Consider the following 19309-nt stretch of genomic DNA (forward strand, 5'->3'; position numbering starts at 1 on the left):
CTGCCGCCTGCGTCGTGACCAGCTTGACACCATTTCTGGAATCATTCCAGTGTGGAAAGGCTCGGCAAACAGTGCTGAGGCAAGCCGAACCATCACTCGCCGATCTCCGGGTGGCGCTCATTCCACCGGGTGGCCTGTTCGAAGGCGTGGGCGATCTCGAGGAGGCGGACGTCGTCGCCGGGCTTCGCGACGAGTTGGACCCCGACGGGCAGTCCCGCGGCGGAGAACCCGGCGGGCACGGAGATCGCGGGGCAGCCGGTGGCGGTGATGAGGCACAGCGCCCGCATCCAGTCGAGGTAGGTCTCGAGCTGGGTGCCGTCGATCTCCATGGGGTATTCGATGCCGACGTCGAAGGGCAGGACCTGGCACGTGGTGAGGACGAGGAGATCGTGATCGGCGAAGAACCGCTGCACCTCGCCGCTCAGCCTGGCGCGGGCGGCCTCGGCGGAGACGATCTGCGGGCCGGTGAGCCGCTGCCCGGCTTCGATGTTCCAGCGCACGGATTCCTTCATCCGGTCGCGATCGGTCTCGTAGAGCCCGCCCCAGGAGGCGAGGAAGTCCATGGCCCGGCGCACGCCGAAGACCTCGTCGCCGTCGGAGAGATCGGGGATGACATCGTCGACGGAGGCACCGAGGTCCGCGAAGACGGGAGCGGTGGCCGCGACGATGTCGACGACCTCCGGCTCGACGGGCAGGAGGCCCTTGAGGTCGGGGCTGAACCCGATCCGGACGCCCGTGAGGTCGGGGGCCTGCCCGCCGAGGCGGAACTGGGGACGGTCGAAGACGGACCCGGGTTCGGCCAGGATCGCCGGCAGTCCGGGTTCGGGACCGGCGGCGATGCTCATGAGGAACGCGATGTCGGAGACGGTGCGCGCCATGAAGCCGGTCTGTCCGAGCCAGGAGAACGGCGAGGGGGAGGAGTTGGGGATCCGCCCGTTCGTCGGACGGAAGCCGGCGACGTTGTTGAAGGACCCGGGGGAGCGCAGCGATCCGCCCATGTCGGACCCGTCGCCGGAGGCCTGGATGCCCGCGGCCAGGGCCGCTCCGACGCCGCCGGAGGAGCCCGAGGCGGACTTGTCGAGATCGTACGGGTTGCGGGTGACGCCGAAGACGGGGTTGAACGTGTGGGAGCCGGCGGCGAACTCGGGGACGTTCGTCTTGCCCGTCGTGATCACCCCGGCACGGCGCAGCCGGGAGATGATGAGGGAGTCGGACTGCGGCACGCGGTCGGCGAAGATCGGCGACCCCCACGTCGTCCGCATGCCCGCGGTGTCGTTGGTGTCCTTGTGGGTCATCGGCACTCCGTGGAGCGGGCCGATCTCGGCTCCGGCCGCGAGCGCCTCGTCGGCGGCTGCGGCTTCCGCCCGCGACCGGTCGTCGTCGCGGGTGACGACGGCGTTGAGCGCGGGGTTGACCTCGTCGATGCGGCGCAGCTGATCGTCCAGCGCCTCCCGGGCCGAGATCTCCTTGTCAGCGATCCTCGCGGCGAGTTCGCGGGTGCTCATCCAGCGCAGGTCCTCACTCATCCCTCCGCCCTCCCGAGGTCGGAGAGCACGGCCGTCAGGGCGGCGCGCAGGCCCGTCTCCAGGGTGGTGGGCACATCGTCGGGGGCGAAGTGCGGGGAGTGGTTGCCCGCCGGCGGTTCGTCGCCGTCGAGGATGGCGGGGGAGTAGCCGCCGAAGAACCAGTAGACGTAGGGCACTCCGAGCGCGTCGCCGAACGCCCCGAAGTCCTCACTGCCGGTCACGGCGGGCACGACGTGGACGTGGTCCTCGCCGAGTTCGGCGCCCGCGGCGGAGACGAAGGCGGCCGTGCGATCGGGATCGTTGACGCAGCGGGGAAAGGAGTGCATCGGTTCGATGAGAGGCTCGGGGGCGCCGGAGGCCTCGGCTTCGGCGCGGACGATGCGGTGGACCCGGTCGAGGACGACGGCGCGGACGTCCTCGTCGAAGGTGCGGATGTTGAGGGTGAAGACCGCGGTCTCGGGGATGATGTTCTCCTTGAGTCCGCCGTGGAACGTGCCGACGGTGACGACGGCGGTGTCGCGGCCCGAGATCTCCCGGGACACGATCGACTGGAGGCGGGTGATCATGAAGGCGCCGAGGACGATCGGGTCGATCGCGTTCTCCGGCTGGGAGCCGTGCGCCTGCTTCCCGCGGACCGTGACGCGCAGGGAGTCCGACATCGCCATCGCCGTGCCGGAGGAGACGTAGACGTCTCCGGCACGTCCGGGCCACACGTGCTGACCGTAGACGACCTCGGGATTGACCACGGTCTCCCACAGGCCGTCGTCGAGCATCGCCTGCGCTCCCGCAGCGGTCTCCTCCCCGGGCTGGAAGAGGAGGACGACGGTGCCGGCCCACGCTTCCCGGTGCTCGGTGAGGAACCGGGCGAGGTAGAGGCCGACGGTGATGTGGGTGTCGTGGCCGCAGCCGTGCATGACCGGGGTCGTCGTCCCGTCGGGCAGGGTGCCCTCGGCGTGGGAGGCGTAGTCGAGTCCGGTGTCCTCGGCGATCGGCAGTCCGTCCGTGTCGGCGCGGTAGGCGACGACGGGTCCCTCGCCGTTCTCGATGACGGCGACGACGCCGGTGCCGCCGAACGTCTGGGGTGCGAGGCCGAGTCCGGTGAGGAACTCGGCGATCGCTGCCGCCGTCTGCGTCTCGGCCATGGAGAGCTCGGGGGTGCGGTGGAACTGCTGGTAGTCGGCGACCGCCTCGGCGAGGGAATCGGTGACCGCGGTGCGCAGGCGCGTTGTCAGCGGCATGGCGTCCTTTCGTGCTCGGTCGGGAGCTCAGTTGATCCCGACGGTGTCCTCACCGGAGTCATCGCGGGTGTCGGTGACGGCCCGGTTCCGGGTGAACCACGTGATGACGATGGTGACAATGACCACAATAGCGACGTCGCCGGGGGCGAGGACGGGCACGACCGGAATGAGGACGAGGATGACGAGGGCGGCGACGGCCAGCGCGATGATCGTCGACTTCACCTGCCGGAGTGAGACGATGAGCTGGACGGTGACCCCGCCGAGGATCGCCGGGAGGATGTAGAGCTGGGCGATGAGGGTGATGTTCTCCGGGATGACCGTGACGAGCCAGGTGCCGAGGACCCCGACGAAGAGGACCATGGAGACGACGTGGATCATCGCGGCCCCGCAGATCGCCATCGTCGCCGCGTACTCGCCCTTCCGGGTGCCCGGCTTCGCCCCGATCGTGTCCTGGGCGACGATCGCCGAGGGCAGCAGCTTGTTCGCGACGTTGCCGATCATGAACGCCTGGTACATCCCGGCCGGTCCGAGGATGGGGAAGTACGTGAGCGGTTCGACGACGTAGAAGACGCCGTAGACGGCGAAGACGGCGAGGAACGCGGTGAGGATGTCGCCGAACCCGATGTCGGCGTCGGCGACGACGAGGAGGTAGAACGGCACCGAGGTGGCGATGAGGAACCCGATGAAGAGCGTGATCGAGCCCCACTTCGTCGTCGTGGCTTCGAATGCCTCATGCGAGGGCGAGGGAATGACGGACATGAGGCCTCCTTCAGGCGTCGGGCATGCCGAGGCCGGCGTAGTGGGCGAAGTAGGCGGCGACGAGACCGGCGAGCACGGAGATGCCCAGTCCCCATTCCTTCAGCCACGACTGGCGGAGGACGTGGGCGGCGGCGAGGCAGATCGCCATCGTCACCGCGGACACGGCGATCGCGATGACGTGGGTGGGCGACTTCGGGATCTCGCGGAACGTCAGCGCCGCGAACGCCGCGAGCAGCGCGGCACCGGGCACGAGCGACATGAGGGCGGGATTGATCTTCTCGAGCTTGTGGGAGCTGCGTTTGAAGATCGGGGTGAGGATGAGCGCCGAGAGCATCCAGCCGGCGCCGGAGAGGCTCATCGCCATGAGCGCGACGATGAAGACGCCGCGGGTGAAGGTCGCATCGCCGAGGTTGGCGTCCATCGTCCCGGCCGCGATCGAGGCCGAGGCCACCTCGGTGGCGGCGGAGCCGATGAGGCCGACGCGGACGATGACCGGGGGAGTGCCGAAGAGCGGCAGGAGAGCGATGGCGACGAGGACGACGGCGAGCGAGGGGCCGATCGCCGCGACCCCGCCGGCCCGGAAGGCGGCGGTGACCTCGGCCTGGCTCATGTCGGCCGAGGCGGCGTTCTGCCGCACCGCGCGCATGTAGATGAGGGATTGGATGACGACGACGCCCATGACGGACAGCGCGAGGATCCACAGGACCGGGGCGTTGGCCAGGGGCAGATAGTCGGCGGAGGCACTTGCCGTCACCATGGTCGGACTCCTCACCTCGGGTGATTCTTCTCGTGTGAGCAAGATAACCCCAAACGCCGAGGCGGCCCAGAGGCAGCGCGAAACTTCCCATCAGATGAGAAGCCGGTGGTCGTGGCAGAATCGGTGACATGCTCGAGCCCGTCATCGCCGAGAATCTCGACCGCGCCGAAGCCTGCTGGGTGCAGGCGCTGCGGCGTCTGGGACCGCCCGAGGCGAGTGCGCACTATGCCGCGCCGAGCGGCTGCGGGGGCTGGTCGAACCGCGATCTCGTCAACCACCTCATCGGCGGGGGACTGCGGTACGCGATGCTGCTCGCCCAGGACCCGCCCGCCGAGGTGGAGGCGACGAGGGACCGGGACCACCTCGGCGAGGATCCGCTCGAGGCGTTCTGGACCCATGAGCACCGCTTCCGCCGGCTCGCCGCCGAGGTCGATCTCAGCGTCTCGGTCAGCCACCGCATCGGGGATCTGCCGGGCACCCAGCTCGTGCGGATGCGGATCCTCGAACTCGCCCTCCATGCCGCTGACCTCTCCGCCGGCACCGGCGATCCGTGGCCGGTCGATGAGGCGCTCGCGGAGTTCATGGCGACCGACCTCGCCGCGCTCATCGTCGACCTCGGCGACACCGGCGGCTATGCGCCGCCGCGCACCGACGCGCCGGCCGCGAGTGCGGCCGACCGGGTGCTCCTGCTGTCGGGACGCCCGGTCAGCCGCCGCGGATGATCATTCCTGGGCGGCGGCGCCGCGGACGATGACCTTGTCGCGTTCGGGATTGGCGAAGAGCAGAGTGAGCACCGCCGAGACCGCCGCGGCGACGCCGAGGACCTGGAAGGCCGTCGCATAGCCGAGGCCGGGGCTGGCGGCGGCATCGACGATGAGCCCGGTGACGTAGGGTCCGACGAGCCCGCCGATGGCCATGAGGGCGAGGAACACCCCCAGGGTGCCGGCGGTCTGCTGGGGCGGACAGATCTCGGAGACCGCGGCATTCGACAGCGGGAGGACGACGACCCCGACGCCGTAGCCGATCGCGACGATCGCGACCGCGGCGGCCGCGTTCTCGATCGAGGGCAGGAGGAAGAGGATGCCGCCGCCGACGACGACGAGCAGCGAGGGTCCGACGATGCGGACGAACCGCGACGACCAGCCGCGGGCGAGGAGGAAGTCGGAGAGCAGGGTGCCGCCGATGAGGCTGATGAGACCGACGATCGAGGGGATCGCGAGCATCGACCCGGCCTCGAGGCGGCTGAAGCCGAGACCGACCTCGAAGTACGACGGCAGCCAGGTGAGGACGACGGTGACGAGGGCGTAGATGCTCGCCACGAGCGGGACACCGGTGAGGAAGGTGCGGGTGAGGAAGATCCTCGCCCACGGCACGCGGGGCTCGTCCGAGTCATCCGCGGCGGTGTCCTCGGCTGCGGCGTCGGAGTGCGCCTTCTTCGCCGGTCCGGTCGCCTTCGCCGGGATGTAGGGGCCGACCTCCCAGAAGCGCAGCCAGAAGAAGCACCAGACGATGCCGATGACGGCCATCGTGATGAGCGCGCTGCGCCAGCCGAACGTCACCGAGAGGTAGGCGAGCAGGGGAGCGAGGACGATCTTCGCCACCGAGGCGGCGCTGGCGAGCAGCGCACCCGGGAAGCCGCGGCGTGACGAGGGGTGCCACGAATATGCGGCGGTGTGGATGAGGGCGGAGCTCGGGCCCTCGGCGAAGCCGAGGAGCATCCGGGAGGCGACGAGGACGGCGAAGGTCGCGGCGACGACGAGCGGGAGCATGGCGGCCGCCCACACGAGTGCGAGCACGAGGAGGACGGTGCGCAGCGACATCCAGCGGTTGAGGGCGCCGGCGAAGAAGCCGCCGACCGTGAAGGCGAAGAAGAAGAGGCTGCCGACGAGGCCGATCTGAGCGGCGCTGATGCCGAGTTCCTCCCCGAGGGCCTGGGCGATGATGCCGAAGGCGGCCTTGTCGCCGTAGTTGACGACGTAGAGGACGACGAGCAGACCTGTCAGCGACCAGGCCTTGCGGCGGGATTCCGACCCGGCTGAAGCGAGTGCGACAGGGGGAGTGGACTGAGGGTGAACCATGAAGCTTCCTTGCGTCGTGGTGACATCCGACCGATCTCCTGTGGCCGCGATCACACTCACCCTATTGAACGCTCGTTAGATAAGTCAACAGTCCGATGTCTGCTCCTTCCGTGGAGGCGAATCGACGCCGAGATCGGCTGAGCCCGGGGTGTGACTAGGGGAGTAGTCCGATGACTGAGAGTCGGGGCAGAGCATTCGGTTGGACGCTGGTGTCGCTCAGGCGAGTTCATCCGACCACCGAGCAGGTGGAGATGCCGGTGCGCGATGCGCTGGCCGGCAATGGTTCCGAGAAGTCCGGGCAATCCGAAAGCCGCCGTCGCACAGGCGGGCCGCAAGTCATGGTCGCGCAGGCCGGCGAAAGCGGCGATCAGTGAGTCGCGCGCAGCACGGGCCGACGCTGCGGACTCCGTGTCGACCCGCAGACTCCGGGATGGCCTGCACGCTCCATGTCGACCTGCGGGCTCCATGAGAGACACGAGATGAGGCCGGGGCAGTGGCTTCATCGGTTTAGTTAACATAATGTATATTATCGGCGCTATACGCTGGAAGGCCGGGACGCGGCAGTGCCGTGAATGTGCGTGTGGCCGCGAACAGCGTCCAGCTGTCCGCGGCCACACGATGATCCGACGGTCATCCGCTCCCGACGTAGCCGCCGAGGCCGACCTTGCCGGAGTCGTCCGAACCACCGGAGCCGCCGCCGTCGTCCGCGGCGCCGGTCTCCTTCGTCAGGCCGGCTTTCTCACCGCATGTCGGCCAGGCACCGGGTCCCTGTTCCGCGAGCGTCTTCTGGGCGATGCGGATCTGCTCCTGCTTGCTCGCCTCATGCGGCATGCCCTCACCGCCGAACGCCTTCCATGTCTGCTCCGAGAACTGCAGACCGCCGTAGTAGCCGTTGCCCGTGTTGATGCTCCAGTCACCGCCGGACTCACAGTCGGCGACGCGATCCCAGACGCTCTCGGATTCAGCGGCCTGGGCTGGTGGACTGAGGCCGACGAGTCCGGCGGCGGCGATCGCGCCGACTCCGGTGAGCAGTGCTGTTCTGCGCAGAGTGGTCGCAGCGTGTCTCACGAATGTCATCTCCAAAGATCGACTGCATTCGGTCAAGCGGTCCGGCCGTTACCGAACCGTTATCCACGCTAACGACGATGAGCACATCTGTCCGGGGTCCGCGCGTGGGAATCGTCTCAGAGGACGGTCACCGTGCCCTGAGTGCGCCGACTCCCCCGGATCAGAAGATCTGGATGACGTGCCCGGTGAGGCCGGTGCCGTTCGGCGGGCTCCCGCCGTCGTCCGACTCGGGTGCGTCGCCGGTGTCTGCCGAGTCGCCGGCGGTGCCGTCGGCAGGCGCGTCGTCCGTCGGCTCTTCGGGCGCTGCCGGTTCTTCCGCGGCGGGCTCCTCAGGCTTCGGCTCTTCAGCCTTCGGCTCTTCAGCCTTCGGCTCTTCAGCCTTCGGTTCCTCGGCCTTGGGCTCCTCGGGTGCCGGCGGCTCCTCAGCCTTCGGTTCGTCCTTCTTGGGTTCCTCGGCCTTGGGCTCTTCGGGCTTCGGCTCGTCCTTCTTCGGCTCTTCGGCCTTCGCGTCCTCGTCCTTCTCGGCCTCGGAGGCTCCGCCGTCATCGGCAGCGCCGTTCGCCTTCGTCAGGCCGGCCTTCTTCCCGCACGTCGGCCAGGCGCCGGGACCCTGCACGGCGAGCGTCTTCTGCGCGATCCGGATCTGCTCCTCACGGCTGGCTTCGTGCGGCATGCCCTCACCGCCGAACGCCTTCCACGTCTGCAGCGAGAACTGCAGACCGCCGTAGTAGCCGTTGCCCGTGTTGATGCTCCAGTCGCCGCTCGATTCGCAGGCGGCGACGCGATCCCACACACTCTCGGACTCATCGGCCTGGGCGGGCGCATTCGCACCGAGGAGACCGGCCGCGGCCAGTGCCCCGGCCCCGACGAGCATCGCGGATCTGCGCAGGAAGGTGCTGACGAGTTTCACAGTGGTCATCTCCGTTGTGAGGTGGGTGCATGCCCTTGGGAAGGAGCCTCGGACACGGCCGGACGTTACCGAACCGTTAGAAACGGTAATCGACTTCTCCGGCCGTGTCTATACGGGCACGGAAAGTTCACACCTGTACACTCTGCCGGACATAATCGCCGAGGTGGCGCGCCGTGAGCGTGGCACCGTCGGCGATGAGCTCGGCGGGATTGCCGGTGAAGACGACCCGCCCGCCGTCGTGTCCGGCTCCCGGCCCGAGATCGATGATGTGATCGGCATGCGCCATGACCGCCTGATGGTGTTCGATGACGATGACGGTACGGCCGGCGTCGACGAGGCCGTCGAGGAGGCGCAGGAGGTTCTCGACATCGGCGAGGTGGAGGCCGGTCGACGGCTCGTCGAGCACGATGACCGACGCCGCGTCGGCGGCCTTCGCCGACAGATGCGCGGCGAGTTTGAGGCGCTGCCGCTCACCGCCGGACAGCGTCGTCAGCGGCTGGCCCAGACTGATGTAGCCGAGACCGACGTCGACGAGGGTGGCGGCGATCTTCGCGGCCTGCGGGATCCTCGACTCCCCCGCTGAGAAGAAGTCGACCGCCTCGGCGGCGGGCATGTCGAGCACCTCGCGGATGTTCCTGCCCCCGAACGTGTAGTCGAGCACCGCGGCCTGGAAGCCCTTGCCCTGACAGACATCGCACGGGGCCGACATCCCCGCCATCATCCCGAGATCCGAATAGATCACGCCGGCCCCGTTGCACACCGGACAGGCCCCTTCGGAGTTCGCGCTGAAGAGGGCCGGTTTGACGTCGTTGGCCTTCGCGAACGCCTTGCGGATCGGTTCGAGCATGCCGGTGTACGTCGCCGGATTGCTCCGTCTCGATCCCCTGATCGGCGTCTGGTCGATGATGATGACCCCGTCGCGGGTGACGAGCGAGGTGTCGATGAGCGTGCTCTTGCCGGATCCGGCGACCCCGGTGACGACGGTGAGCACCCCGAGGGGGATGTCGACGTCGACGTCGCGGAGATTGTGGCCGTCCGCTCCTCTGATCTCCAGTGCGCCCGTCGGTGTGCGCACGGCCTCCTTGAGCGCGGCGGTGAAGCCGAGATGATCGCCGGTGCGCGTGCCCGACTCCCGCAGACCCGCGACCGTGCCGGTGAAGCAGATCTCTCCCCCTGCGGTGCCGGCACCGGGGCCGAGGTCGACGACATGATCGGCGATGCCGATCGTCTCCGGTTTGTGCTCGACGACGAGGACGGTGTTGCCCTTGTCCCGCAGCTGCAGGAGCAGACGGTTCATCGACTCGATGTCGTGAGGGTGGAGGCCGATCGTCGGTTCGTCGAAGACGTAGGTGACGTCGGTGAGCGCGGAGCCGAGATGGCGGACGAGCTTGATCCGCTGGGCCTCTCCCCCGGACAGCGACCCCGATGAGCGCTCGAGGGAGAGGTAGCCGAGTCCGATGTCGACGAAGGCCTGCACGGTCTCTTTCAGAGACGCGACGAGCGGTGCGACACCGGGGTCGTCGATCTCAGCGAGCCACGCGGTCAGCTCCGAGATCTCCATCGCGCACACCTCGGCGATGGACTTCCCGGCCAGCAGCGAGGACCGCGCCGCCGCATTGAGCCGCGTGCCGTGGCACTCGGGGCACTCGGTGAAGACGACGGCGCGGTCGACGAACTCCCGGATGTGCTTCTGCATGCCGTCGCGGTCCTTGGACAGGAACGACTTCCGGATCTTCGGGATGAGGCCGTCATAGGTGAGGTTCGTCCCGCTGACGACGATCTTCTCCCCCTCGAGATCGAGCAGGGCGCGCCGCTGCGCGGCCGTGAACTCGGCCACCGGGACGTCGGGGTCGAAGAACCCCGACTCCGCGTAGAAGCGGACGGACCAGCCGCCGACCTTGAACCCGGGGACGGTGATCGCCCCCTCGTTGATCGACTTCGTCTCGTCGACGATCTGCGCGACGTCGATGTCGGTGGCCGTGCCCATCCCCTCGCAGTGCGGGCACATGCCGCCGTTGACGCTGAATTCGCGCCGTTCGACCTCCTTCGCATCGCCCTTGACCGTCGTCACCGCGCCCTTGCCGCTGATCGTCGCGACGTTGAACGAGTAGGCGTTGGGCGAGCCGAGGTTCGGTTCGGCGAGCCGGGAGTAGAGGATCCGCAGCTTCGCGTTGATGTCGCTCACGGTGCCCACGGTCGAGCGCGGGTTCGCCCCGATCCGCTCCTGATCGACGAGGATCGCCGTCGTCAGGTTCTCGAGGACGTCGACGTCGGGCCTGGCCATCTGCGGCATGAACCCCTGGACGAAGGCGCTGTAGGTCTCGTTGATCATCCGCTGCGACTCCGCGGCGATCGTGCCGAAGACGAGTGAGCTCTTGCCCGACCCGGAGACACCGGTGAACACGGTGAGCCGGCGTTTGGGCAGGTCGACGGAGACGTCGCGGAGGTTGTTCTCCCGGGCCCCGCGCACCCGGATGAGGTCATGGCTGTCCGCTGCCTGGGTCATCGCGGCCCTTCAGTCCCGCTGCTGGACGCGGATGAGGTTGCCGGCCGGATCGCGCAGCGCGAAGTCGCGCAGACCGTAGGGCTGGTCCATCGGCTCCTGGACGATGTCGGCGCCCTTCGCCTCGACCTCGGCGAAGACGGCGTCGACAGCGGGGCTCGCGAAGACGATGGACGCGTAGCTGCCCTTGGCCATGAGCGCCTCGATGGTCTCGCGCTCGGCATCGGTGAGCGTCGGGTCGACGACGGCCGGGGTGAGCACGATCGAGGTGTCGGGCTGGTCGGGGGCGCCGACGGTGATCCAGCGCATCTGGCCCTGGCCGACGTCGAGGCGGACCTCGAAGCCGAGGACGTCGCGGTAGAAGGTCAGTGACGCCTCGGCGTCGGTGTGCGGAAGGAAGCTGGCAGTGATCGAGATGTCCATGACTCTCATGCTAGTCGCCGGGGCGGTGTCCCACTTCTCGATTCCTGACGGGCCTGAGCACGGTCTTGGCGATGATCGTCGGAAGGTCGAGGTCGCCGTGGACCGCCCGCTGCCGGTAGCTCGTCGGTGACATGCCGACGAGCTCGGAGAACCGCGTGCTGAAGGTGCCGAGCGAGGTGAACCCGACGGCGAAGCAGATCTCGGTGATCGAGAGGTCGCCGCGGCGGATGAGCGACATCGCCCGCTCGATGCGCCGGGTGAGCAGGTAGGCATACGGCGACTCGCCGTAGGCGGCCTTGAAGCGGCGGCTGAGATGACCGGCCGACATGTGCACCCCGGCCGCGAGGTCGGGGACGTTGAGGGGTCGGTCGAACTCGCGGTCGATGCGATCGCGGACCCGCCGCAGCGCCCGCAGCTCGGCCAGCCGATGCCTCTCCCCCACCTCAGGCCGCCTCGGCGTGGATGCCCTTCTTCAGCGTCTCCCCGCGGAAGTACGCGGGGTGGCGCACGGCCTGGATGATCATGATGACGACGCCGAGGAGGAGCACCCCGATCCCGAGGACGAAGACGAGGCCGATGCCGAAGACCGATGACCCCGACCCGTACGAGGGGTCGAGGGAGTCGATCGCGGTGCGGACGAAGATGACGAGGAGGGTGAGTCCGCCGAGGAGGGGGAAGAGGAAGCGGAAGAACACCGTCCGGGCGGAGAGGAAGAGGGACCGGCGGAAGTACCACGTGCAGGCGAGTCCGGTCACCCCGTAGTAGAAGCAGACCATGAGCCCGAGCGCGGTGATCGTGTCCCACAGGGCGTTCTCGGACAGCAGGCGCATGACGACGTAGAAGATGATCGCCGCTGCCGCCGAGGTGATCGTCGCGACCGAGGGCGACTTGAAGCGCGGGGAGACGTTGCCGTAGCGCTTCGGCAGCGCACCGTAGTGGCCCATCGCGAGGATCGTGCGTGAGGGTGAGACCATCGTCGACTGCAGCGAGGCGAGTGACGAGGAGAGCACGGCGATCGAGACGATGATGGCGAAGGGGCCCATGATCGGTGAGGCGAGTGCTGCGAAGATCGACTCCTGGTTCTCCGGGTTGCCGGCCCCGAGGCCCTCCGTGCCGACGCCGGCGTAGGCGATGACGGCGATCGTGCAGGCGAGGTAGATGACGACGATCGCGACGATCGTCAGCATCGCCGCCCGGCCGGGGGTCTTCTCCGGGTCCTTGGCCTCCTCGTTCATCGTGATGACGGTGTCCCAGCCCCAGAAGAGGAAGATCGACAGCGACACGGCCGCCGCGATCGTCGAGAAGTCCCCGGCCGCGACCGGGTTGAACCAGTCGAGGCTGACCGGGGTGGCGTCGAAGGCGGTGCCGTTGGCGACGTGGATGAGTGCGGCGATGACGAACCACCCGAGCGCGATGACCTGGAAGGCGACGAGCCAGACCTGGACCTTCTCGGTGGCTTCGACGCCGCGGTAGGAGATCCAGGCGGCGACCGCGGTGAGCAGGATGGTGATGGGGATGTTGATCCACAGCACCCGGGTGAGGTCGGCGATCGCGGGATCGGAGAAGATCTGGCTGAGGAGGATGAAGAGGAAGTCGACGCCGACGGCGGCGAGGTTGGACAGGACGAGCACGGTCGCGGCGATGAGCCCCCAACCGCCCATCCATCCGAGCCACGGGCCGAAGGCGCGCGTCGCCCACGTGAAGGTCGTGCCCGAATCGGGCATCGCGGTGTTGAGCTCCCGGTAGCCGAAGACGACGAGGAGCATGGGGACGAAGCCGATGAGGAGGATCGCGGGGGTGTGGACCCCGACCTCGGAGATCGTCGGGCCGAGCCCCGATGTGAGCGTGTACGCGGGCGCGATGCAGGCGATGCCGATGATCGCGCCGCCGATCGCACCGACCTTGCCGGCGGAGAGCCCCTTTGCGCTCAGGCCGGAGTCGGTTTCGATGGGGCGTTCTGGTGCGGGTGTTGCCGAAGTCATCCGTTCATCTAACCACTAGTCGGCGAGAGCGCGAAGCACCGTCTCAGCGGTGTCCCGCCCGATCCGCACCGCGCCGTCGACGTGCTGGTAGCCGCGGCCGGCGATGTCCGAGCTCGCGAAGTGGAGCGGCCCGACGGGATCGTTCTGGTACCGGCCCCAGCGGCTCAGTCCCCCGAGGTCGTAGCTCGTCGCGTACGCCCCGCGCGTCCATTCCTCGGCCCCGAAGTCCGAGAGGTGGAAGACCGTCGGGGTGAGCGCCTCCGGTCCGAGGAACGCGGCGATCGCCTCGAGGATCTCAGTCTTCCGGTCCTCCTCGCTCAGTGCCCACATGCGGTCGGCGTTGACGTCGGAGATGAAGCCGACGAGCGTTCCCTGCTCCTCCCCGTGATTCGTGTTGTCGTAGACCTCCTGGACGAGGTGGCCGGCGCCGAAACCGGTGCCCGACAGGCCCTGCTCCCGCCAGAACGGGCGCGGGTACGTCGCGTGGACCTTGATGACGAGCCCCATCGACTGGTGTTGGTGGAAGACCTGCTGGAGGCGCGGCAGGTGCGGGACGTAGGTGATCCGGGAGTAGAGGTTGGGCGGGACGGCGACGATCACCGCGGTGCCGGTGTAGGACGCGTCATCGGTGGAGACGACGACGTTCTCACCGCTCCAGTCGATGGTTCGGACGGGGCTGTTCAGCCGCACGATGTCCTCGCCGAGGTCGGCGGCCAGGCGCTGCGACACCGACTGCATGCCGCCGACGACCCGGCGGTCGAGGATGAAGTGGTCGTCGACGAGGTGGGAGAACGATCCCGCCGAGGCGGCCATGAGGATCGCCTGGAGCGCCGAGAACGCGGTCGTCGGCTTCGTCAGCATGCCTCCGGCGACGAACATCCCGATGTTCGCCACCGCGAGCGCGTCGTCGGACTGCCCCTCCAGCCAGTGCTGGAAGGAGACTGCGTCGAGGTCGGCGGCCTCGGCGGCGTCCCACGGGGCGTCGGCGCCGATGCGCTCGGCGAGGTCGTCCAGCAGGCCGATGAGGCGTTCCATCTCCGCCTGCGTGGCCGCGGGCACGGGGAACATGCCGCCGTCGTAGACGGTGCGGGTCCCGTCGGGTGCGAGGTAGACGCTGTCGCCGTCCCGGTAGCGCTGGTAGGTCGTCAGGCCGAGTTCGTCGACGAGGTCGAGGATCGCCGTCTGGTCCGGTGAGATCCACTGGCCGCCGATCTCGAACATCTGTCCGTCGATCGTGTCCGTCCACGTCCTCCCGCCCACCCGGTCGCGGGCTTCGAGGACGATGACCGACCGGCCCGCCGCGGTGAGCGCGCGGGCGGCGGTCAGCCCCGTCGGCCCGGCTCCGACGATGATGACGTCTGCTGTCTCCTCCGACATGGCGCTCCCCTCAAGGATCGTGGTTCCTCTGATGTACTGCCAGAGTAGTCCCGGGCACCGGGGTTGGGTAGCGGTGTCTCACGACACCCGGTCATCGGAAGGTCATCGGGTCCGCGGACGGATCGTCCTCCTTCGCGGCGAGGTAGCCCCACGAATCGGGTCGGGAGCCGTCGAGGTCGGTGAGATCGTAGGTGCCGGCGAGGTCGAAGCTGCTCAGCGTGAGTCCCGTGAAGCGGTGACGGTCGGGATCGGCGGCGAGTGCGGCGATGCCGCGGCCGATCAGGTGCGGGGTCTCGGAGATCGCGAAGTCCCGGGGTGCGGCCTCGTTCGACTCGTCGAGGGCGTCGGTCAGCCACGTCTCCTCAGTCGTCGCGAAGCCCTCGAGCATCATCTCCGAGCGCAGCCAACCCGGGGTCAGGGCCACGGCGGTCGCGCCGACGGGGGCGAGCTCATGGGAGAGACCGAAGGCGAACCGGCTGATCGCCGTCTTCGTGAGGTCGAGCCAGATGGATTCGCGGAAGTGCGTCGCGTTGTAGGCGCTCGTGCCGTCGGTGATCTCGATGTGGAGCCCGCCCGGTGTGCGGGTGAGCAGCGGGAGGAGGGCACGGGCGGTGAGGAGGTGGCTGAGCAGACCGGTCTCGAGGAGTCGCCGACCCTGGGCGCCGTCGCCCTCCCACAGCGGCTGACCCCAGGACACGTACGCCTCTCCGCCGATGTCGCCGACGAGGATGTCGAGGCCCCGGCCCTCCGCCTCGACCTGCTCGGCCAGGGCGGACAACGACTCCTCGTCGAGGTGGTCGCAGACCACGGCCTGCCCCTCTCCCCCGGCGGCGCGGATGAGGTCGACCGTCTCCTCGATCGTCTCCGGTCGCCCGTAGTCCGATGGTGCGCCGGCCGTCGACCGGCCGGTGCACCACACGAATGCTCCGGCGGCGGCGAGTTCCCGGGCGATCGCCCGGCCGGCGCCGCGGGTCGCCCCGGCGACGAGAGCGGTCCGGCCGGCCAACGGTCGGCTGTCGAGACGGGTCGGTGCGGGTCGGGTGGAGGACTGAGCTGGAGCTGGTGAATGCGTCATGGATCGATCCTCGACCCCGATCCCTGACATCCACTGTCAGGGATGAGCATAGAATCTCTGTCCATGGATGCTGTGTCGCCGGTCGGGAGAGCTGCGTGAAGGCCGCCCGACTCGTCTCGGAGATCGCGCTGCTCTCGGCGCGGTCGCATCCGCTCACGGCGAGCGACCTCGCGACCCGCCTCGAGGTCACGGTGCGCACGATCTACCGCGACCTCGCTGAACTCTCCCGGATGGGCGTGCCCATCGTCACGGAGTCCGGTCCGGGCGGCGGGGTGAGCCTCCTCGGCGAGTGGACGTCACCGCTGTCGGGCCTCACCCGCACCGAACTCGATTCGGTGCTCCTCGGATCCTTCGCCTCCGCTGATCTCGGGCTCTCCGGCGACCTCGCGACAGCGCGGGCGAAGATCGCCGCTGTTTCCGGTCACGACGATCTCACGCGCACCGTCATCGTCGACGGTCCCGACTGGTTCGCCGAGGAGGCCGCTCCCCCGGCACTGAACACCGTGGCCACCGCACTGCGCCAGCGCCGCGGTCTCCGCTTCGCCTATGCGCGGGCCGACGGCACCCGGCAACGCAGCGTCATTCCGCTGGGTCTCGTCGTCAAGGCCGGGCGCTGGTACCTCGTCGCCCAGCCGCCGGGAGTCGCGCCCCGGACGTATCGGGTCTCGCGGATCTCCGAGGTCCGCGTGCACTGGACGCAGGCGACCGGTCCCACGGGATTCGACCTCGCCGACCACTGGCAGCAGGCGCGCATCGACTTCGACCGGAGTCTGCGCACACTGCCGGTCCGGATCCGGCTCCCGCAGACGGCGTGCGCTGATCTCGTCCACCACGTCCCCGGTCCCCTCACCGCCGAGGCGGTGGCCGCCGCCCGTCCGGTCACCGGGGCCGACGGGGTGGGCCGCATCGAGGTCGACATCGCCCTCGAATCGGTCGAGGTCGCCGTCTCGCAGCTGCTCACCGTGCCCGGGGTCGAGGTCGTCTCCCCGGCGGAAGTGCGCGAGAAGCTCGCACGCCGGGCGTGCGAGCTTCTCGAACTCAACAGAGGGACCGGCCGGCTGTGACCGGCCGCGCGATCGGTGTCAGAGGACTTCGTAGGTGCCCTGGATCTCCCCGGCGCTGATGCCGCCGACGGCGGACATCGCGGCCTTCGAGAGGTCGATGCAGCGGGATCCGCTGTAGGGGCCGCGGTCATTGATGCGCACGGTCACGGACTTGCCGTTGGCCTTGTTCGTGATCTTCACCTTCGAGCCGAAGGGCAGACTCTTGTGCGCGGCGGTGAGCTCGTTCGTGTTGAACGTCTCGCCGTTCGCGGTCTTCTGTCCGTCGAAGCCGTCACCGCCGCCGTAGTAGGACATCGGGCACGAACCGGAGCTGCCGGCCGAGGACCCCGACTTCGAGGGTGCGGAGTCGTCGGATCCGGAGGACTTCGATCCGGAGCTCTGTGCCGTCGACGACTTCTCGCTCGAGGCCGACGGCTTGGGCTCCGGTGCCTTCGTCTTCGCTTCGAGCGAGAGCTTCTCCGGCTCGGCCTTCGCCTGCTCCTCGGCCTTCTTGAGGTTCTCATCGGCGGCCGGGCTGGCAGCGGGAACCTCGACGACGACCGGGCTCTGCGCGACGACCTGCTCCGCGGGTCCGGCGGCATTCGGCGCCATCGCGAACGTCGACCCGACGACCGCCGAGGTGGCGGCGGCGGGCACGATGAAGGCCGAGAGCACGGGGCGCGACCGGACGGCGGAGAGGACTCCGGTCGCCGAGTTCGCCTCGGGTGCGTGGCGCCCTGTGCGCTTCTTCGCCGGCTTGAGTGCGGCGAGGAGCGAGCCCTTCGTCGAGGTCGAGGAGTGTTTGCCCACAGTCCGTCCTTCGCGTGAGAGTGCGCGGCACACGCTCAGCGAGCCTGTGCCCCAAGTTATCGGATCGTTACCTGGGGCCAGTCTAGTTAACGAACTGTTACATTTTCAACGCGGCACGCGCAATCGCCGCCCGAGCGCAGGAGACTTCCGTCACTGCGGCGGTGTCAGTCGCGGGTGCGCCCGGCGGCATCGCCGGTGTCCCGTGACCGCCGCGTGACCAGTCGGCGGACGCTGTCGGCGCCCGAGGTCACGGTCTCCTGTGCCCGGTCGAAGGCGCGTTCGACCTTGCCGCTGCGCACGGCGTCGTCGATCGCATGGGAGACGCTGCCGAGCGCCCTGTTCACCGACGACTCGGCGGCCTCGATGAGGCGTGAGCCCTTTGCGGCCTCACGGACGTTCCTCACGCCGCTGCTCGCGGCGCCGTAGGCGCGGGTCGCCGCGGTGCGCGCCCGCTCGGTGGGGGTGCGCTTGGTCGAATCGATGACGAAGTCCGGTTCGATGGGGTCCTGTGCTCGGCTCATGCCTCCATCGTTGTCGACACCAGGAGAGATTTCAACAGGACTCTAGGATTGGATCATGAATTCCCAGCCTGAGATCATCGCCCACCGCGGCGGCCTGTGGCCCGGCACGAGTGAGAACACGCTCACGGCGTTCACCGCGGCCTGGGACGCGGGAATCGTCTGGATGGAAACCGACGTCCACGCCTCCGCCGACGGCGTCCTCTTCGCCGCCCACGATGCGGATCTGCGGCGCATCGCGGACTGCCCGCATCTCATCCGGGACCTGCCGGCCGACGAGCTCGACGCCATCGACCTCGTCGACGGCGGACGCCTGCCCCGCCTCGGCGATCTCGTCGATGCCCTGCCGGGTGCGAAGTGGAACATCGACGTCAAGGCTCCGGAGTCGATCGCGGCGATGGTCCGCTTCGTCCGCCTCGGCGGCATCGAGGACTCCCTGCGCCTGGCGTCGTTCTCCGATGCCACGCTGCGCCGGCTGCGGGCGAGCCTGCCCGGGGTGGCCACCTCGGCGGGCACCGGGGAGACGGCACGGTTCCTCCTCGGCGCCCTGCCCGGCTTCCCGACTCGCGGTCTGCTCGAGCTCTCCCCCGACCTCGACGCCTTCCAGGTGCCGATGCGCTGGAAGGGCGTGCCGATCGTCACGGGCGACTTCGTCGACCGCGCCCACCGGCTCGGCCTCGAGGTGCATGTGTGGACGATCAATGAGGCAGCCGACATGCGCACGCTCGCCGGCCTCGGCGTCGACGCCATCGTCACCGACGACGTGCCGCTCGCGCAGCGCACGCTCGGCTGACCGTCCGCGCAGGGGAATAGCCCGAAGCGGTAGACTGTTGCTTTCGTATGCACGTCTGCAGTCGAGTCGGAAGGTCGAAGAGATGAGCGAACGCAGTCTTCGCGGAACACAGTTGGGCTCGCGCAGCCTGGAGTCGGAGGAGGGCGTCGAGCCGGCGCCGCGCCAGATGGTCGAATTCGAATGCGAGGACGGCACCCGCTTCAAGGTTCCGTTCTCGATCGAGGCGGAGGTCCCCTCGACGTGGGATTCGGGCATCCACGGCATCGGCGTGCGCGTCGGCGTCAACGAACCCGACGGCGAACCCGAGAAGCACGTGCGCTCGCACTGGGACATGCTCCTCGAGCGCCGGTCCTTCGACGAACTCCAGGTCCTCCTCGACGAGCGCCTGGCGATTCGCCGCGGTGAGGTGCCCGCGCAGAGCTGAGACTCCGCTGCCCGACACGAGGGGC

General features: G+C 68.8%; 19 protein-coding genes and 1 pseudogene. 5 read left to right on the forward strand and 15 right to left on the reverse strand.

Features of this window, described 5'->3' with window-relative positions; genetic code table 11:
- Positions 1-92 precede the first annotated feature (92 nt).
- The 4 genes from ABD154_RS04930 to ABD154_RS04945 are packed head-to-tail and all read right to left on the reverse strand — an operon-like array spanning position 93 to position 4280.
- Entirely contained in the window at positions 93-1526 is a 1434-nt protein-coding gene (locus tag ABD154_RS04930; protein ID WP_198498759.1) for an amidase, read from the reverse strand.
- Positions 1523-2764 (reverse strand): amidohydrolase, encoded by a 1242-nt coding sequence (locus tag ABD154_RS04935; RefSeq protein ID WP_198498760.1) that lies wholly within the window; start codon positions 2762-2764, stop codon positions 1523-1525. Before ABD154_RS04935 ends, ABD154_RS04930 begins: the two co-directional genes overlap by 4 nt.
- Positions 2765-2791: 27 nt before the next feature.
- The gene (locus tag ABD154_RS04940; protein WP_198498761.1) at positions 2792-3523 is read right to left on the reverse strand and encodes a hypothetical protein; all 732 of its coding nucleotides are present in this window, start codon (positions 3521-3523) and stop codon (positions 2792-2794) included.
- A gap of 10 nt (positions 3524-3533) precedes the next feature.
- Positions 3534-4280, reverse strand: coding sequence for a DUF5058 family protein (locus ABD154_RS04945; RefSeq protein WP_198498762.1), 747 nt, complete (start codon positions 4278-4280; stop codon positions 3534-3536).
- A gap of 128 nt (positions 4281-4408) precedes the next feature.
- Between ABD154_RS04945 and ABD154_RS04950 the strand changes: the two genes are divergently transcribed.
- Complete coding sequence (locus tag ABD154_RS04950; protein ID WP_198498763.1) at positions 4409-5002, forward strand: maleylpyruvate isomerase N-terminal domain-containing protein; 594 nt, start codon at positions 4409-4411, stop codon at positions 5000-5002.
- Here ABD154_RS04950 and ABD154_RS04955 read toward each other — a convergent pair whose 3' ends face one another.
- Positions 5003-6358, reverse strand: coding sequence for an MFS transporter (locus ABD154_RS04955; RefSeq protein WP_198498764.1), 1356 nt, complete (start codon positions 6356-6358; stop codon positions 5003-5005).
- A gap of 170 nt (positions 6359-6528) precedes the next feature.
- On the opposite strand from ABD154_RS04955, the gene ABD154_RS04960 reads away from it, so the two are divergent.
- Positions 6529-6732, forward strand: coding sequence for a hypothetical protein (locus ABD154_RS04960; RefSeq protein WP_198498765.1), 204 nt, complete (start codon positions 6529-6531; stop codon positions 6730-6732).
- 256 nt (positions 6733-6988) lie between these two features.
- Here ABD154_RS04960 and ABD154_RS04965 read toward each other — a convergent pair whose 3' ends face one another.
- From ABD154_RS04965 to ABD154_RS05000, 8 genes and pseudogenes are all read right to left on the reverse strand, one after another.
- Positions 6989-7435 carry a transglycosylase family protein gene (locus ABD154_RS04965; RefSeq protein ID WP_269780023.1) on the reverse strand — a complete coding sequence of 149 codons (447 nt, stop codon included), beginning with the start codon at positions 7433-7435 and terminating at the stop codon, positions 6989-6991.
- Positions 7436-7586: 151 nt separating this feature from the next.
- Positions 7587-8345 (reverse strand): transglycosylase family protein, encoded by a 759-nt coding sequence (locus ABD154_RS04970; protein WP_269780024.1) that lies wholly within the window; start codon positions 8343-8345, stop codon positions 7587-7589.
- Positions 8346-8463: 118 nt separating this feature from the next.
- Positions 8464-10842, reverse strand: a complete 2379-nt coding sequence (locus ABD154_RS04975) for an ATP-binding cassette domain-containing protein (RefSeq protein ID WP_211977563.1) — start codon at positions 10840-10842, stop codon at positions 8464-8466.
- A gap of 9 nt (positions 10843-10851) precedes the next feature.
- Entirely contained in the window at positions 10852-11271 is a 420-nt protein-coding gene (locus tag ABD154_RS04980; protein ID WP_198498767.1) for a VOC family protein, read from the reverse strand.
- Between the two features lies 1 nt (position 11272).
- Positions 11273-11704, reverse strand: coding sequence for a helix-turn-helix transcriptional regulator (locus ABD154_RS04985; protein WP_198498768.1), 432 nt, complete (start codon positions 11702-11704; stop codon positions 11273-11275).
- A 1-nt stretch (position 11705) separates the two neighbouring features.
- The gene (locus tag ABD154_RS04990) at positions 11706-13244 is read right to left on the reverse strand and encodes an APC family permease (protein ID WP_198498769.1); all 1539 of its coding nucleotides are present in this window, start codon (positions 13242-13244) and stop codon (positions 11706-11708) included.
- A 15-nt stretch (positions 13245-13259) separates the two neighbouring features.
- Positions 13260-14675: pseudogene (locus tag ABD154_RS04995) on the reverse strand (flavin monoamine oxidase family protein); the annotation flags it as partial.
- Between the two features lie 37 nt (positions 14676-14712).
- On the reverse strand, positions 14713-15696 hold the full coding sequence (locus ABD154_RS05000; protein ID WP_198498771.1) for an SDR family oxidoreductase: 984 nt from the start codon (positions 15694-15696) through the stop codon (positions 14713-14715).
- 95 nt (positions 15697-15791) lie between these two features.
- Here ABD154_RS05000 and ABD154_RS05005 point away from each other — a divergent pair, with 95 nt between their 5' ends.
- On the forward strand, positions 15792-16760 hold the full coding sequence (locus ABD154_RS05005; RefSeq protein ID WP_198498772.1) for a helix-turn-helix transcriptional regulator: 969 nt from the start codon (positions 15792-15794) through the stop codon (positions 16758-16760).
- Between the two features lie 18 nt (positions 16761-16778).
- Here the strand turns inward: ABD154_RS05005 and ABD154_RS05010 are convergent, their stop codons facing one another.
- Positions 16779-17549: a septal ring lytic transglycosylase RlpA family protein gene (locus ABD154_RS05010; RefSeq protein ID WP_344250448.1), complete on the reverse strand. Its 771-nt coding sequence runs from the start codon at positions 17547-17549 to the stop codon at positions 16779-16781.
- 164 nt (positions 17550-17713) lie between these two features.
- A complete protein-coding gene (locus tag ABD154_RS05015) occupies positions 17714-18070 on the reverse strand; it encodes a hypothetical protein (RefSeq protein ID WP_198498774.1) in 357 nt (118 codons plus the stop codon).
- A gap of 55 nt (positions 18071-18125) precedes the next feature.
- Here ABD154_RS05015 and ABD154_RS05020 point away from each other — a divergent pair, with 55 nt between their 5' ends.
- Together ABD154_RS05020 and ABD154_RS05025 are read left to right on the forward strand one after the other, a co-directional pair.
- Positions 18126-18860: a glycerophosphodiester phosphodiesterase family protein gene (locus ABD154_RS05020; protein WP_198498775.1), complete on the forward strand. Its 735-nt coding sequence runs from the start codon at positions 18126-18128 to the stop codon at positions 18858-18860.
- Positions 18861-18942: 82 nt separating this feature from the next.
- A complete protein-coding gene (locus tag ABD154_RS05025) occupies positions 18943-19284 on the forward strand; it encodes an RNA polymerase-binding protein RbpA (RefSeq protein WP_009375781.1) in 342 nt (113 codons plus the stop codon).
- The last annotated feature ends 25 nt before the right edge of the window (positions 19285-19309 follow it).

It is taken from the genome of Brevibacterium sanguinis (assembly GCF_039528855.1).
GTDB lineage: Bacteria > Actinomycetota > Actinomycetes > Actinomycetales > Brevibacteriaceae > Brevibacterium > Brevibacterium sanguinis.